Here is a 14781-nt window from a genome sequence, read left to right as displayed (position 1 = left end):
TTACACCGGCATGCTCATGATGTCCTTGTAGGCGGACAGCAATTTGTTGCGGACCTGAAGGGTGGCTTCGAAGCTGACCGACGCCTGCTGCTTGGCCAGCATGACCCCGGCGATATCGGTGGTTTCCCCCCGTTCGAACGAGGCGGCCGCTTCACCCGCCTGGTTCTGCAAGCCGTTAACCTGGTTCAGCGCCGATTTCAGCGCGTCGGTGAAGCCGCCCGGCGCCGTGGCGCCATTGGTGCCGACTGCCGCGCCCGTGCCGACATTGCCGGTCTGGGCAACATCGCGCAGCGCGGCGTTCTTCTGGAGGATGGCGTTGCGGATCGCCATCACGCTGTCGGTCGGAGAAATTCCGGTCATGCCCTATTCCTCCTCAGGCCGCGGCCAGATCGCGCATTTCGGCGAGCCGGTAGCGCAACGTGCGTTCGGAAATGCCCAGCTTGCGCGCGGCGGCGGCACGGTGACCGTCGGTTTCGCGCAATGCGGCGCGGACAGCCTCCAGCTTGCTGTTGTGGGCGACATCGCGCAGCCGGATCGGCTCGGCGGGCGCCAGGACCTGCTCCACTATGCGCAGTTGCGGCGCGCCGCTGATGTGCAGGTCGACAGGCTCGATCCTGTCCCCATCGCGCAGCACCAGGGCACGCTGAAGCACATTGCCCAGTTCGCGGGCATTGCCGGGCCAGACATGGGCGGCCAGCTTTTCCAGCGCCGCGACGGTCGGCCAGACAAAGGCATCCTTGGCGCTGTCCTGCTGGCGCAGCAGCATGGCGGCGGCGATGGCGGTGACGTCGCCCGGACGCTCGGCCAGCGGGCGCAGTTCCAGCGGCATGACATTGAGGCGCCAGTAGAGATCCTCGCGGAAGCGGCCGGCGGCAACCTCAGCGGCAAGGTTGCGGTTGCAGGCCGCGATGATTCGGACATTGACCGGCACCGAATGCGTGGCGCCGACCGGAAGGACTTCGCCTTCCTGCAGCGCGCGCAACAGCTTGGCCTGAAGGCTGAGCGGCAGTTCGGCGATCTCGTCAAGGAACAGCGTGCCGCCGTCGGCCGCGAGGAACAGGCCTTCCGAAGCCTGGGCCGCGCCGGTGAAGCTGCCCTTCTTGTGGCCGAAGAGCATGGCTTCCATCATGGTTTCGGGCAGCGCCGCACAGTTGACGGCGATGAAGTCGCGGGTCACGCGACCGGACTGGGCGTGGAGGAAGCGGGCCATGCCTTCCTTGCCGGTACCGGTATCGCCCTGGATCAGCACGGTGGCATCGCTGCGGGCGACCCGCCCGGCCAGCGTCATGAGGCGGGCGCTGCCGGCGTCGCCCACGGCGGGAACGGCGGCGGGCCGCGCCAGCTCCGCGATCAGGGCGAAGGCGAAGCCCATGTCCTCCAGGCCGAAGGCGACACGCGCGGGCAGGCCGTTTGCGGCCGGCACCAGCGACGGCGCACCGTCGACCAGATTGATCAATATGTCGCGATGGGTCGCATGGCCGATTTCCGTCGCCAGCAACACGCGCCGGTCTTCCCGCTCGCGCGGGCTCTGCGCATCCACGATCCGTACGGTAAAGAACGCATTCTCCAGCCAGTGCTGCAGGCCCGGAACGAGCGCGCAGACTCCTCGGCTCACGTCCAATGATGACATGAACTTGTCCCCATGTTTTTGGCTGGCTTGTGCCCCCGCACACCCCGAACCTCTTCGATGGCCTGAAACTGCCCGACTGTGGTTATCATATGGTTAATGCGGCAAACCCCTTGCCGCATAACGGCAATTTTTTTCCGCGCGGCCGGAACTTTTCTTCGGCTTTTGCATATGCATGGGCGACGCCCCAGCCGCCAGATCGACATATTACCCTTTATTTTCAATCAAATAGCAAAAAAATCGCGATCCGCCTAAAAGCTCTTTTCACGGCGCCGTTATCCCCTTTCGAGGCCGCAAGCAGCCTGATGGCAGCGACCTGAACGAACGAAAGGGTATCAAAATGACTGTTATCGGAACCAACTCCTCGGCGCTGCGTGCATCCAATGCCTCGGCCATGGCCGGCAAGGCGCTCAGCACCGCGATGGAACGCCTGTCGACCGGCAAGCGCATCAACTCGGCAAAGGACGACGCCGCCGGCCTCGCCATCGCCTCGACCATGACCTCGCAGATCCGCGGCATGACCCAGGGCATCCGCAACGCCAATGACGGCATCTCCCTCGCCCAGACGGCGGAAGGTGCGCTGGGCGAAGTCAACAACATGCTGCAGCGCATGCGTGAATTGACCGTCCAGGCGCTGAACGGCACCAACGACACCAATTCGAAGGCGAACATCACCTCGGAACTCGACCAGCTGTCGACCCAGATCAACAGCGTGATGACCAACAGCAAGTTCAACGGCATCTCGTTGTTCCCGACCACGGCGGCAACGATCACCGTCCAGGCCGGTTCGACCGCAGCCGACTCGGTTTCGCTCTCCGTCGGCGGCATCGACCTCTCAGCCGTCGTCGGCGCCAGCGCCGCCACCGTCAGCGGCTCGGCAGCGACCACCGCGACCCTGGCGCTCTATGACACGGCGCTGCAGTCGGTCTCGACCGCCCGCGCCACGCTGGGTGCGACGCAGAGCCGCCTGGAATCGACGGTCAACACGCTGACGGCCAACGTCACCAACCTGACCGACGCCCGCAGCCGCATCGAGGACGCCGACTTCTCGGCCGAAACGACCGCCCTCGCCAAGCAGCAGATCCTGAGCCAGGCCTCGACCGCGATGCTGGCCCAGGCGAACCAGAGCCAGCAGGGCGTGCTGAAGCTGATCAGCTAAGCTGCGATACTGAGATTGACCGGCCGGGGTTTTGGTCACCCCGGCCGTTCATGCCACCCCCGGCACATCAACAGTCCCCACCGTGCCGGGGGTAGAAACTTCGATGAAACGACCAGCTCAAACGAAGCCTCCGTCCCCCCGGGCGGAGGCTTCATCGCATTTGCGGTTCGACCATTTTCCAATCGATGCGGGATCGAAACACTTGCATTGGTGGTTGTCGCACCCATGATGACAGCGATGAACAAGAATATTTCGACAGGAATCGGGCGGCGCGCGATGATCGCGGCCTCCGGTGCGGCGCTGCTGCTTCCCGGCTCCCTGCTGGCGCGGGACGGGGCAGAGGCCTTTTCCTGGAACATGCTGGTCGCCCGGGCGCAACGCCTGGCCCGCGCGACGTTCAAGGTGACGCCCTTTTTCCCCGGAGCCGACAAGATCGGCTACGACGCCTTCAACCAGGCGCGATTCCGGGATGAACGGACGATCTGGAACGACCGGGGCGACGACACCGGCATCCGCCTGTTCCCGCTCAGCAGCACGGTGCAGCAGCCGGTCGAGATCGCATTGGTGGAACAGGGCCGCGCCACGCCACTGCGCTACGACCCCGACATGTTCGACGCGCCAGCCGGCAATGCGGTGCGCAATCTCGGCCCCGATGCGGGCTTTGCCGGTTTTCGCATCATGAACGCGGCACGGGACGGCGACTGGCTGTCCTTTCTGGGCGCCACCTATTTCCGGGCGCCCGCTGAAAGGCAGTTCGGCCTGTCCGCCCGCGCCGTGGCGATCAACACCAGCATCGCGGGCAAGGAGGAATTTCCCCGTTTCACGCATTTCTGGCTGGAGCGGACGGGGCGCAGCAGCGTCACCGTCTATGCGCTGATGGACAGCGCGTCCCTGACCGGCGCCTTCCGCTTCGCCAGTACTCTCACGCCGCAGGGCGTGCGGCAGGATGTCGATGCCGTGCTGTTCACGCGCAAGGCGGTCGCGGAACTGGGACTGATGCCGATGACCAGCATGTTCTGGTACGATCAGGCCGATCGGCGCACCCGCACCGACTGGCGGCCGGAAATCCATGATTCAGACATGTTGTCCATCGCCAGCGCCGACGGCACCGTCCATTGCCGCCCGCTGGTCAACCCCTCCGCCCCTCGGGTCGATGTCTTTGCGGAACGCAATCCCAAGGGTTTCGGCCTGCTCCAACGCGACCGGAATTTCGATCATTATCAGGATGACGGGGTCTTCTACGAACGGCGCCCTTCCCTGTGGACGACCAGCCGCAAACCGCTGGGCACCGGGGAGGTGCGGCTTTACGCCTTCCCGACCGACAGCGAATATACCGATAATGTCGCGGCCTACTGGACCCCCGCCGCGCCCACCCGCGCCGGCAACCGGATAGAGGCAAGCTACCGGCTTGACTGGTCGGCGGCGCGCGCGCCGGCCTCCGCCGGCCTCGCCACGGTCGAAAATATCTGGACCGGCCAATCGGGCGAGGCAGGAGTCGACCGCTTTCTCGTCGATTTCTCCGGGGTGCCGACAGGAACGCAGCCCGACATCTGGGTCGATCTGGCCGGTGGAACCCTGGTCAAGAAGGCCGGCTATCCGGTCCTGCACCAGAAGGACATGTTCCGGATGGTCCTGGATATCCGTCGGGATCGCGGCAAGGCGACCGATATCCGCGCCCAGCTCAGGGCCGGCAATCGCCCGTTCAGCGAATATGTGCATTACCCGCTGGGCGCCTGAATGACAGGCATGCTAGAGCGTTTTCACTATGAGCGGAAACGCTCTGGTCTTTTGATGCCGCATTTTCCGGGCCGTCGACCGTAAACGGTCAACTTGAAAATGCTCCAGGGAACCAGCCAAAGCCAAGTTGGTTCTGAATGACGGGTTTCGGCCCGAACCTCTGGCGAAACGGGTCGGTATGAAGGCAACGGGCGGCGTGCACAGCAACAGGGCCAGCGGATCGACGCCTGCAAGGGCCTTCGAACATCTCCCTCCGGAGCGGCCATTGGCCATGCCCGCGCAGGATTTCGCGGCGGCGCCCCGCGACCTGCCGCATCGTCCGTTCAACATCGACCTGTGGGCGCGTCGCACGCTGGTCGTGCTGCTGGCGCTGCTGCCCGCCTCCATGGCCGCGCATGAGATGCGGCGCTCCATCGGCCTTGACGGCATATCGCCATGGGAAGGCGTGTATCTGGCCCTGTTCATCCCGCTTTTCGCGTGGATTGCCTTTGGCTTCGCCACCAGCCTCATTGGTTTCCTGCTGCTGACCGTGGGGCGCGGCCAGGGCGTGCGACCCTATCGCGCCCGCTCCACGGTGCCGTTGCGTGGCCGGACCGCCGTGCTGCTGCCGGTCTGCAACGAGGATTTTCAGGATGTGCTCGCCCGCCTCTCGATCATGGAGCGCTCGCTCGCGCAGGTGATGGGCGGCGAGCGGTTCGAATTTTTCATCCTGTCCGATTCGAACCCGAAAAATGGAGAGAAGGAGCGCGTCGCCTATCTCAAGATGCGCCGGGGCTTTTCCCGGCCGGTTCATTATCGGCGGCGGACGCTCAACATAGGACGAAAGCCGGGTAACATCGCCGAATGGGTCGAACGCTTCGGCGGCGCCTATGACCATATGATCGTGCTGGATGCGGACAGCGTGATGAGCGGCCAGACCATGGCGCGCCTTGCCGCCGACATGGAACGGCATCCCCATGTCGGCCTGATCCAGACCGTGCCGTCGATCGTCGGCGCATCGACGCTGTTCGCCCGGTGGCAGCAATTCGCCAGCCGCCTGTTCGGCCCGATTTCCGCCGCCGGCATGATCTGGTGGGCGGGATCGGAAGGCATGTTCTGGGGCCATAATGCGATCCTGCGGACCAGGGCCTTCGCGCAGAGCTGCGGCCTGCCCGAACTGCCCGGACGCGCGCCCTTTGGCGGGCATATCATGAGCCACGACATGGTCGAGGCCGCGCTGCTGCGCCGCCGCGGCTGGGACGTGCATATCGTCATGGCCGACGACAGCTTCGAGGAATTTCCCCCGTCCCTGCCCGACCTCGCCACCCGTGACCGCCGCTGGTGCCAGGGCAATATCCAGCATGTGCCGCTGCTTTCGAAGATCAGGGGCATGCACCCGGTCAGCAAATTCCAGCTTTTCGTCGGAGCGTCGGCCTATTGCACGTCGCCGCTATGGCTGGCCCTGATGCTCGTGGTGCTGGGCGGCGCGGCGGCGGGCGTGTGGCCGCCCAGCGCGATATTGCCGTCGGGCGGACTGCTCGCGCTGACAGCGGTGCTGCTGTTCGGGCCGAAGCTGCTCGCGCTGCTCTGGGCGCTGGCCGATCCGGCGCGACGCATCGGCTTTGGCGGCGGGGTGCGCATGATGCGCGGCGTGATCGCGGACATTGCGTTGTCGATCCTGATGGCGCCGATCAGCATGCTGACGCAGACCATCAACCTGTTCGGCATATTGATGGGCCGCAAGAGCAGCTGGAACGGCCAGACCCGCGACCGGGACGGCATGCGGATGCTGCCCGCGATCTGGCTGTTCAAATGGCATATGCTGCTGGGCGCGGGACTGACGCTGCTGGCGGTGAAGTCCGATACCTCGCTTGGCTGGATCATACCTGTGGTGGCGGGCCTTGCGCTGGCGCCCTTCTTCGCGGCCTTCACCGCGCGCAAGGATCTGGGCACGCATGTCGCGAAAAGTGGGCTGTTCCAGGTGGCGGAACCGTGGTGGCGCACGCAGAATTACCAGAAGACGCGCTACCGACAGTTGCAGTTGGACAATGCAAGGCCGCCCTTCGAAGGATTGTCCAACGTGGCCAATGACGGCTAGCGGTCAGAACACCTTGTTCCTGCGAAGGCAGGCATGGAGGCGTCGGACAGGGCTCAGTCCCAATCCCGCAATTTCTCGCGCAGCTTGTCGAGCGCGGCCTTCTTGATCTGACAGACGCGCGCGGCGCCGATGTCCAGCGTCGAGCCGATCTCGTCCAGGTTCAGTTCCTCGACGAAATAAAGCTGAAGCACCAGAGCCTCCCGCTCCGGCAGTTCCCCGATATATTTCGCCAGCGCGCCTTTGAGCGACTCGCGCTCCATCACATCGTCGGCGCGGTCCTCGACATCGGCAAACCACATGGACTGGTCGGAATAGACCTCGTCCATGCTGCTATGCTGCACCATCTCGCAGCTATCCGCCATTTCGCGGTAAGCGGAGGCGTCCAGCCCCATCTCGGTCGACATTTCCGCCTCCAGCGGCGCGCGGCCCAGCTTCTGCTCCAGCCGGTTGCGGATGGCGGTCAGCTGCTTGCGCTGTGCCATGGCGGAACGCGTCATCGTCGCCTGACGGCGCAGATGGTCGATCATCGCCCCCCGCACGCGCATCTGCGCATAGGAGGCAAAGCCCAGACCCCGATCCTCGAAGCCGTTCGCAGCCTCAACGAGCGCGACCATGCCGATCTGGAGCAGGTCCTCGATCTCGATCGCGCTCGATACCCGGCCATGGACATTCCAGGCGATCTTGCGCACCAGCGGCATATATTGGCGCGCCAGCCTTTCGGGCGAATTGGCATGGGCGGACCGGCCATAGGTGTTGGCATCGGAACCGGCGACGACCCTATTCATGAACATTGGTCAGGCTCCTCAGAGCGATTTCGAGGGAAATGGAACATTCCCCGGCTCGGAAATCGCGGCAAAATAAAGACATAGGCCCTTCTTCATCTCCCCGGCCTATGCAACGCGTTCGCGAGCAGGCAGCGGATCATGGCGCGGCGCGGGCCGCTGTTCGCCGCCGACCACGGCGACGACTTCCACGCCCTTGCCGTCGGGAATTTCCAGGAAGGACAGCACCGGCGTTTCCGGCAGATGCGGCTTGAACAGTCGGGCCAGCGCCCGGCGCGCGATCGGCGAAGTGACGATGGCGAAGGTACGCGCCTGCCCCAGCAGCGGCCGGGCGGCGGCGATCACCGCCTCTATGATGCGGTTGGCCAGCGCGGGTTCGATCGGGTGCCGGGCATCGCCCGCGACCCGCATCGCCTGCGCCAGCAGCGCTTCCAGATCGCCGTCCAGCGTGATCACCGGCAGCGGCATCTTCACCGGCACCAGCCCCTGGATGATCAGCGAACCGATCCGCTGGCGCACCGCTTCAACCAACTGGTCGAGGGTCATGTCCGGCCGCGCAGCATCGACCATCGCCTCACAGATGCGGCGGAAGTCCTTGAGCGGGATGCCCTCCGCCAGCAGGGCGCGGCAAAGCGCGCTGATCTGGGTGAGGTTCAGCAGGCCGGGGGTCAGGCCGTCGACCAGTTGCGGCGCAGCGTCCTTCAGATTGTCGAGCAGCTTGCGCGCTTCGTCCAGGCCGAACATCTCGCTGGCGTTCATGGCGATGAGCTGGTTGAGATGGGTGGCGACCACCGTCGGCGGGTCGACCACCGTATAGCCCGCAACCACCGCTTCGCTGCGCTTGGCGGGCGAAATCCAGACAGCGTCCAGGCCAAAGGTCGGGTCCTTCGCCTCACGGCCGGACACAGTGCCCTCCAGCGCGCCGCTGTCGAGCGCGAGCAGATCGTCGGGAAAAATCTCGTCCTCGCCCACGACCACCCCGGCGATCGTGATGCGATATTGATTGGGCTCCAGCGCCAGATTGTCCTTCACGCGGACCATCGGCACGACAAAGCCCAGTTCCTTCGAAAGCTGGCGCCGGATGCCGGTGATCCGGGCCATCAGCGGCGCGCCCTTGCGCTCGTCCACCAGGCTGATCAGCCCGTAGCCGATCTCCAGCCCCAGCACCGCGCCGTCCGACACGTCGTTCCATTCGATGAGCGCCGGATTGGGCGGCGGCGGGGCCGCTTCGGGTTCGGCCGCCTTGCGCTGGCTCGACTTGCGCAGGTGCCACGCAATGCCGCACGCCACAGCCGCGGCGGGCAGGATGACCATGTGCGGCATGCCGGGCAATATGCCCAGGAAAGTCAGGATCGCCGCGACCGGCATCCACGCCTTGCCCGAACCGAACTGGCTGGTGATCTGGTTCGACAGATCGTCCTCGCTGCCGACGCGGGTAACGATGGCGGCGGCGGCGATGGACAGCAGCAGCGCCGGAATCTGCGCCACCAGCGCGTCGCCGATGGCCAGGATGATATAGGTCTGCGCCGCCTCGCCGATGCTGAGCTTGTGGCTGACCACGCCCAATATGATGCCGCCGACAATGTTGATGGCAAGGATCAATATGCCCGCGACCGCATCGCCCTTCACGAATTTCGAGGCACCGTCCATCGAACCGTAGAAATCGGCCTCGGTCGCCACTTCGCGGCGGCGGACCTTGGCTTCTTCCGGGGTCAGCAGGCCAGCGTTGAGGTCGGCGTCGATCGCCATCTGCTTGCCCGGCAGGGCGTCCAGGGTGAAGCGGGCGCTGACTTCCGACACGCGGCCCGCGCCCTTGGTGATGACGACCAGGTTGATGATCATCAGGATCGCGAAGACGAAGATGCCAACGACATAGTCGCCGCCGATCAGGAAATGACCGAAGGCCTCGATCACATGGCCCGCCGAATCCGTGCCTTCATGCCCGTTCACCAGCACCACGCGGGTCGACGCGACATTAAGCGCCAATCGCAGCAGCGTCGCGAACAGCAGCACCGTCGGGAAGCTGGAGAAATCCAGCGGTTTCGCCGCGTTCAGCGCGACCATCAGCACCGCCAGCGAGATCATGATGTTGGTGATGAAGCCGATGTCCAGCATGATCGCGGGCACCGGCACCATCATGAACAGCACGACCATCAGCGTCGCGATGGGCAGCACGGCCCCCTTGGCGGCGCTCATCCAGATCTTCGCTTTGACTTGGGCGGGAGTCATAAGGGGCCGTTACCTTCCGAGGGTGGCGAGCATGAGATAGGCGAGGCGCGCCGTCTGCGGCTGCGGGCGGATGCCTGTCACATCGGCCGCGCTTGCAAGGCGCTGGGTTTCGATCCGCACATAGTCGGCGGGCTGCACCGCCTTCGCGCCGGAGGGCAGCGAGGCGTCGGCATATTGGATCGCGCCACCGCCGACCGAATCGAAGCCCTTCTGGAGCTTGGCGGCGAAGCGGTCGCGGATTTCCGCGAAGCTGCGGGCATTGCCCTGCTTGTCGTAGAAGATGGAACGGTTCGCGCGGGCCGCCGCCGGAAACATGGCCGCCGCAGCCGCATTGGGCGCGCGATCGTTCATCGACAGGAACCTGCTGGCCCCGCCGACGCCCAGGAAATGGGCCATATAGAGGTCGACCGGCTCCGCCTCGCGGCCCAGGCGCTGTTCCAGCGTCGCCTTGTTGTCGGCGGCATGTTCGGCGGCCATGACAGAGGCGGTTTCGGGATGCTTGCGCAGGTCGAGTATCTGCTGGCGAAGGTCCGGATCGGCCACATAATAGCGGCCGTTGCTGCCCCGGCTGATCGCGTCGGCGGCCCAGCCCAGGCCATATTCGCTGCCATGCTGGTCGATGACCGCCAGCCAGCTCTGATCGACGAACTGGTAAAGCCCGGTCGCGGAAGAGGTGGTCGCACGGGCGGTGGGATTGAGGCTGCTTTCGATCTTCGCCTGACCGAGCAGATAGGCGAAGTCCACGCCGGTGCGCCGGCTGGCCATGGCGATCGCGTTCGTGACGCGATTGCCCGTTGTAGCCGCCCCTGTTCCTGCGATGTCTGCAAAAACCGACACTGGTTCGATCAATCCCCGTTGGTACCGGGGGTCATTAGAGCAAGTGACGTGCCAAGATTTGGTTAACGCGCGCTCATAATTTGATTGCCGCTCTGGTCATGTCGGAGCGCGCTGCCGACCGGAAATGAAAAAAGGCGCCTCGCGGGCGCCTCGTCAAACAACAGCAATGACGCCTATTTAGCGCCCATATACCAGCGGTGCCGCCTCCGCGCCCCGCGCCGCGAGGATCGCGAGTCGTTGGCTGGCATGATCGGCCAGCAGGTTCGTGCGGATCCGGGCGGATTCCATCAGCGGCGCAAGCGCCTTCAGCCGGTCCTTCACTGCCTCGTCAGACCGCCACACGCCGATGGCGCGCACGGCCGCCGCCGCCTTGGCGATTCGCTGGCCTGCCGTTTCGATGGCAGTCGGGTCGACCCCGTCGAGCGCCCCGCGCAGCTCTTCGAAAGCCGCGTTCAACTCGTCCAGTGCTGCAAGGCCGAGCGGCATGGGTCAGCCAGCCGTCGGCAGGTCAAGCGCGAGCATGCGATCCGCGATCGCCGCCGGATCGACGGGATAATTGCCCGAAGCGATGGCCGCCTTGATCGCGGCGACGCGATCCATGTCGATCGGGGCCCCCTCCGCCGCCATGCGGGCAGCCGGGCTGGCCGAGCCGGCCGAAGAGGCGGATGTCGCGGCCGAGCCGACCGAAGAAGCGCGCGCGGTCTTGCCGCCTTCCTTCAGGCGGGCTGCCTCTATGGCGGCGCTGATATTCTGGCCGACAGACTTGATCATCGTTTCAATCCTTCATTCGTCCCGCACAGTCTATATACGGCCGGGTTCAAAAATTGTTAAATCCCGGAACACGAACAATTCCCATTTCCACGACCTGCGCCAGAATCGGCGGAGACTTGCGGTCTTCCCGCACGCGAATCGTTTCGCCCACGGCGCCGTCTTCGTCCGCCATCATCATGCGCGACACGCTGAACGCGGCATTGCCGGCCATCAATTGCACCGGATCGCCCTTCCGGACCACGGCGTCCTTCGGCATGGCCCGCATCGCCGGAGCATAGCGCGCCACCGGGCCTGACGCCGCCGCGGCGCCACCCGCCACCAGCGGTACGCGAATCCGCCAGCCCAGCGCGTCGCACTTGACGATCGCCGCGCCGAACAGCGGCCCGTCCACGCTGGGCGTGGTCGGGCAAGCGGCCAGGCGCAGGCGGCGGTCGACCGGCGCCATCGGGCCGCCCGGTTCGCCCAGATTGGCGCCGACTGTCATCGCGACCAGGCTGTCGATACGATCCAGATTCTCGAACTTCTGCTGCGCCAGCGCCGGGTTGGATGCTGAAACGGACAGCGCCAGAAGGAGGATCTTGGGCAAATGCGTCACGGTGTCTCTCCGAAAAGCGGACAGGATTGACCATCAACAACGCAATATTCGTGCCATGTTGGAACATGGCGATGGCCGATACTCCCGGAGCGGGCCTCAGCGATCATGGCGGACATCGGGCGTGATCAGGATCATCTGCCCCTTGCCGTCCGCGCCATCCAGCTGGTCAAGCCCGCGCAGCACCAGCCGGTCGCCCGCGATTCCCCCCGCCTTCAGCGCCCGCGCCACCGCACCCAGCCGCGCCGCCGACAGATCCCAGCCGTCGAACCGCTGACGCGCCGCATCCGTGCCATGGCTGCTCACTTCCAGCCCTTCACGGCCGCGGGCATAGCGATCCGCCACGATCTTCAGCCGCGCGCGCCCCTGTTCCGTCAGCAAGGCTTCACCGGGCAGGAACAATTCGGCCGCGCGGATTTCCATGGGGCTGCTCGCCTGGCCGCCAAATTGCTGCCGCACCTGCGCCAGCATGGCGTCGCGCCGCTGGCCGCTCGCCTGAAGCATGACGAAGAAACCGAGTAGCAACAGCAGCAGATCGGCGAAGCTGATCGCCCACCGGCCGCGCCGTGCCCCGGCAAGGGCGGAGATATTCATGCCACCTCGCGGATCGAAGCGCGACGCGTCGGCACATTTTCGCGCCGCGCGATGGCGGCCATGCGGTCAGTGACCTCCTTTTGCCAAGCCAGTTCCCGCTCCGACAGGTCGGCAAGCCGCATCGCTATCGGCGCGGCGACGACATTCGCAATGACCACGCCATAGAAGGTGGTGAGGAGCGCCAGCGCCATGGAAGGCCCCAGCGCGGCAGGATCGTCCATCGCTGCGAACATGCCGACCAGGCCGATGATCGTTCCCGCCATGCCCAGCGCGGGCGCGGCATCGGCGATGGAAAGCCAGACCTTGCAGGCGGCGCCGTGGCGCTGAGCCCGGTCGGCCAGCGACTGCGCGGCCCAGAGTTCGAATTGCTCGGTCTTCTCGCAATTGGCGAGCCGGCGCGCGGCTTCGGTCAGATAGGGATTGGCGGTCTTCACCCGGTCGGTGCAGGCAAGGCCGCGCAGTTGCGCGACCTGATCGATCTTCAGCATGGCCGCCCGCGCGCTATCCCGGTCCCTTGCCGGATCGGCGCGTAACAGCGGTACAAGTGCGGCAAAGGCCCGCCCCAGCCCGTGCACGCCATTCTGGAACAGCGCCAGCAGCCCGACACCTGCAACCATGGCCAGCATGGTCAAGGGGTCGAACAAATGCGCCATGATCCCGATCATTTTCCGTCCCCGCTCACGCCCGGCCGACCGGCGGCAAAGCGCTGCCACCCGTCGGCAAAATTTTGCCGCCCTTGCCGCCATCACCACCCAATCCCGCGGATTTCCGCCATTGGCCGTCATGCCGATGCGTCACCCACGCAAATTGGCACGGCTCTTGCGAATATCAGGCTGGATCACCCGTGGTTCACGCCATCAGGCCTCAGAACGGCGGGGGAGACGAATGTTTTAGGTCCGGTGGGGCGAAAAAACGGAAAGACGAAAATGTCGCTGGAAGACGGTTTGTTCGGGATCCATGGAAAGGCGCTGGCGCTTCGCTCGCAGCGCCTGTCCCTGCTCGCGTCCAATATCGCGAATGCTTCGACGCCCGGATACAAGGCGCGCGACATCGACTTCGAATCCGCCCTCAAGGAAGCCACCACGCAACAGGGCAAGTCAGCCGCCGACGTGTCCCGCGCTGTCGACGACTCCATGGGCTATCGCGTTCCGCTGCAACCCAGCCTTGACGGCAATACGGTCGAACTCAGCACCGAACAGACGCTGTTCGCGGAAAACGCCGTCAAATATCGCACGACCCTCTCCTTCCTGGAGGGCCGCATCAACACCATCACCCGTGCGCTCAAGGGAGAATGAGCATGAGCGGTTCAGGTCCCCTCAACGTCTTCGACATCGCCGGCCGCGCCATGAGCGCGCAGCTCGTGCGGTTGAACGCCACGGCATCCAACATGGCCAATGCCGGCAACGTCACCGGCAGCGCCGCAGAGGCCTATCGCGCGATCAAGCCGGTGTTCCAGTCGGTCACCGACAGCCCCGGCGTCTCCACCGTCAAGGTGCAGAATGTCGTCACCACCAATGCCCAGCCCACCAAGCGCCACGATCCCAACCATCCCCTGGCGGACAAGAATGGTGATGTCTGGGAGGCCGCGGTGGATAGCAGCGCGGAACTGGTCGACATGATCGAGACCGCCCGCATGTACCAGAACAATGTGCAGGTGCTGAACACCGCCAAGTCCCTGATGCTAGAAACCATAAGGATCGGCAAATGACGACCACCACCGCAACGGATAGCGCGGGTCTTTCGATCTACAATCCCTATGCCAATGTCGGGACGGGAAAGTCGGAAATGGGGCAGGCGGACTTCCTGCGCCTGCTGACCGCGCAGATGCAGACGCAGGACCCGTTCGAACCCGTCGACAATGCGCAGATGGTGGCCCAGATGGCGACCATCACCAACAGCAGCGGCATTGCGGAAATGAACCAGACGCTGAAGGGCCTGGCCTCTCAGCTCACCGGATCGCGCCTGGGCGATGCAGCAAGCTGGATCGGCAAGTCGATGCTGGTAAACAGCAACATCGCCGCCCCCGATGCCGCCGGCCAATATATGGGCCAGGTCAGCTTCGCGGACGCCACCAGCGGCGCTTCGGTCGACCTGATCGACGGCAACGGCAATGTCGTGAAGACGATCGATCTGGGCAACCAGGCCAAGGGCGACGTCAACTTCTTTTGGAACGGCAAGGATGAAGCCGGCAACACCATCGCCACCGATGCGCTGAAGATCAAGGTCAACGGCGCTTCCCCCAGCCGCGTCGCGAGCTGGGCCACCATCGCCGCCGTGCAGTCACCCGCCGACGGCAGTGCATCCAAACTCATCACCCCGCTCGGCACCTACTCGCCGGCCGACGCCATCTCCCTCGCCTGATCCGCAGCAGTTTCC

Annotated in this window: 17 protein-coding genes; 7 read left to right on the top strand and 10 right to left on the bottom strand. The window is 65.0% G+C overall.

Annotated elements, in window-relative coordinates:
- Both fliE and MRBLSP13_RS04570 read right to left on the bottom strand, forming a co-directional pair.
- Positions 1 to 360: a flagellar hook-basal body complex protein FliE gene (gene fliE, locus MRBLSP13_RS04575; protein WP_363739907.1), complete on the bottom strand. Its 360-nt coding sequence runs from the start codon at positions 358 to 360 to the stop codon at positions 1 to 3.
- Positions 361 to 373: 13 nt separating this feature from the next.
- Positions 374 to 1630 (bottom strand): sigma 54-interacting transcriptional regulator, encoded by a 1257-nt coding sequence (locus tag MRBLSP13_RS04570; protein WP_363739909.1) that lies wholly within the window; start codon positions 1628 to 1630, stop codon positions 374 to 376.
- A 29-nt stretch (positions 1631 to 1659) separates the two neighbouring features.
- Here MRBLSP13_RS04570 and MRBLSP13_RS04565 point away from each other — a divergent pair, with 29 nt between their 5' ends.
- From MRBLSP13_RS04565 to mdoH, 4 genes are all read left to right on the top strand, one after another.
- Positions 1660 to 1947 (top strand): hypothetical protein, encoded by a 288-nt coding sequence (locus MRBLSP13_RS04565; protein ID WP_363739912.1) that lies wholly within the window; start codon positions 1660 to 1662, stop codon positions 1945 to 1947.
- Positions 1948 to 1967: 20 nt separating this feature from the next.
- A complete protein-coding gene (locus MRBLSP13_RS04560) occupies positions 1968 to 2786 on the top strand; it encodes a flagellin (protein ID WP_363739915.1) in 819 nt (272 codons plus the stop codon).
- 225 nt (positions 2787 to 3011) lie between these two features.
- Positions 3012 to 4523 (top strand): glucan biosynthesis protein, encoded by a 1512-nt coding sequence (locus MRBLSP13_RS04555; RefSeq protein ID WP_363752996.1) that lies wholly within the window; start codon positions 3012 to 3014, stop codon positions 4521 to 4523.
- A 178-nt stretch (positions 4524 to 4701) separates the two neighbouring features.
- Complete coding sequence (gene mdoH, locus MRBLSP13_RS04550; protein WP_363739920.1) at positions 4702 to 6600, top strand: glucans biosynthesis glucosyltransferase MdoH; 1899 nt, start codon at positions 4702 to 4704, stop codon at positions 6598 to 6600.
- Positions 6601 to 6653: 53 nt separating this feature from the next.
- On the opposite strand, the gene MRBLSP13_RS04545 is transcribed toward mdoH, so the two are convergent.
- From MRBLSP13_RS04545 to MRBLSP13_RS04510, 8 genes are all read right to left on the bottom strand, one after another.
- On the bottom strand, positions 6654 to 7391 hold the full coding sequence (locus tag MRBLSP13_RS04545; protein ID WP_363752994.1) for a sigma-70 family RNA polymerase sigma factor: 738 nt from the start codon (positions 7389 to 7391) through the stop codon (positions 6654 to 6656).
- A gap of 99 nt (positions 7392 to 7490) precedes the next feature.
- Positions 7491 to 9611 carry a flagellar biosynthesis protein FlhA gene (flhA, locus tag MRBLSP13_RS04540; RefSeq protein ID WP_363752992.1) on the bottom strand — a complete coding sequence of 707 codons (2121 nt, stop codon included), beginning with the start codon at positions 9609 to 9611 and terminating at the stop codon, positions 7491 to 7493.
- Between the two features lie 9 nt (positions 9612 to 9620).
- A complete protein-coding gene (locus MRBLSP13_RS04535) occupies positions 9621 to 10448 on the bottom strand; it encodes a lytic transglycosylase domain-containing protein (protein ID WP_363752990.1) in 828 nt (275 codons plus the stop codon).
- A gap of 177 nt (positions 10449 to 10625) precedes the next feature.
- Positions 10626 to 10934, bottom strand: a complete 309-nt coding sequence (locus tag MRBLSP13_RS04530) for a hypothetical protein (RefSeq protein ID WP_363739931.1) — start codon at positions 10932 to 10934, stop codon at positions 10626 to 10628.
- A gap of 3 nt (positions 10935 to 10937) precedes the next feature.
- Entirely contained in the window at positions 10938 to 11219 is a 282-nt protein-coding gene (gene flgM / locus MRBLSP13_RS04525) for a flagellar biosynthesis anti-sigma factor FlgM (RefSeq protein WP_363752987.1), read from the bottom strand.
- 46 nt (positions 11220 to 11265) lie between these two features.
- The gene (locus tag MRBLSP13_RS04520; RefSeq protein WP_363752985.1) at positions 11266 to 11814 is read right to left on the bottom strand and encodes a flagella basal body P-ring formation protein FlgA; all 549 of its coding nucleotides are present in this window, start codon (positions 11812 to 11814) and stop codon (positions 11266 to 11268) included.
- A gap of 96 nt (positions 11815 to 11910) precedes the next feature.
- A complete protein-coding gene (locus tag MRBLSP13_RS04515) occupies positions 11911 to 12405 on the bottom strand; it encodes an OmpA/MotB family protein (RefSeq protein WP_363739938.1) in 495 nt (164 codons plus the stop codon).
- A complete protein-coding gene (locus MRBLSP13_RS04510; RefSeq protein ID WP_363739941.1) occupies positions 12402 to 13070 on the bottom strand; it encodes a MotA/TolQ/ExbB proton channel family protein in 669 nt (222 codons plus the stop codon). The genes MRBLSP13_RS04515 and MRBLSP13_RS04510 overlap by 4 nt, the downstream gene beginning before the upstream one ends.
- A 261-nt stretch (positions 13071 to 13331) precedes the next feature.
- Between MRBLSP13_RS04510 and flgB the strand changes: the two genes are divergently transcribed.
- Genes flgB through MRBLSP13_RS04495 form a run of 3 tightly spaced genes read left to right on the top strand, consistent with a single transcriptional unit; the run spans position 13332 to position 14766 of the window.
- Complete coding sequence (gene flgB, locus MRBLSP13_RS04505; RefSeq protein ID WP_363753061.1) at positions 13332 to 13700, top strand: flagellar basal body rod protein FlgB; 369 nt, start codon at positions 13332 to 13334, stop codon at positions 13698 to 13700.
- 2 nt (positions 13701 to 13702) lie between these two features.
- Entirely contained in the window at positions 13703 to 14113 is a 411-nt protein-coding gene (gene flgC, locus MRBLSP13_RS04500; RefSeq protein WP_133653836.1) for a flagellar basal body rod protein FlgC, read from the top strand.
- Entirely contained in the window at positions 14110 to 14766 is a 657-nt protein-coding gene (locus MRBLSP13_RS04495; protein WP_363752982.1) for a flagellar hook assembly protein FlgD, read from the top strand. The genes flgC and MRBLSP13_RS04495 overlap by 4 nt, the downstream gene beginning before the upstream one ends.
- Positions 14767 to 14781: the final 15 nt, after the last annotated feature.

This window comes from Sphingobium sp. LSP13-1-1.1 (assembly GCF_040676415.1).
Lineage (GTDB): Bacteria > Pseudomonadota > Alphaproteobacteria > Sphingomonadales > Sphingomonadaceae > Sphingobium.
The sequence above is the reverse complement of the archived record's forward strand: the minus strand, read 5'-3'. Positions and strand labels throughout refer to the sequence as shown.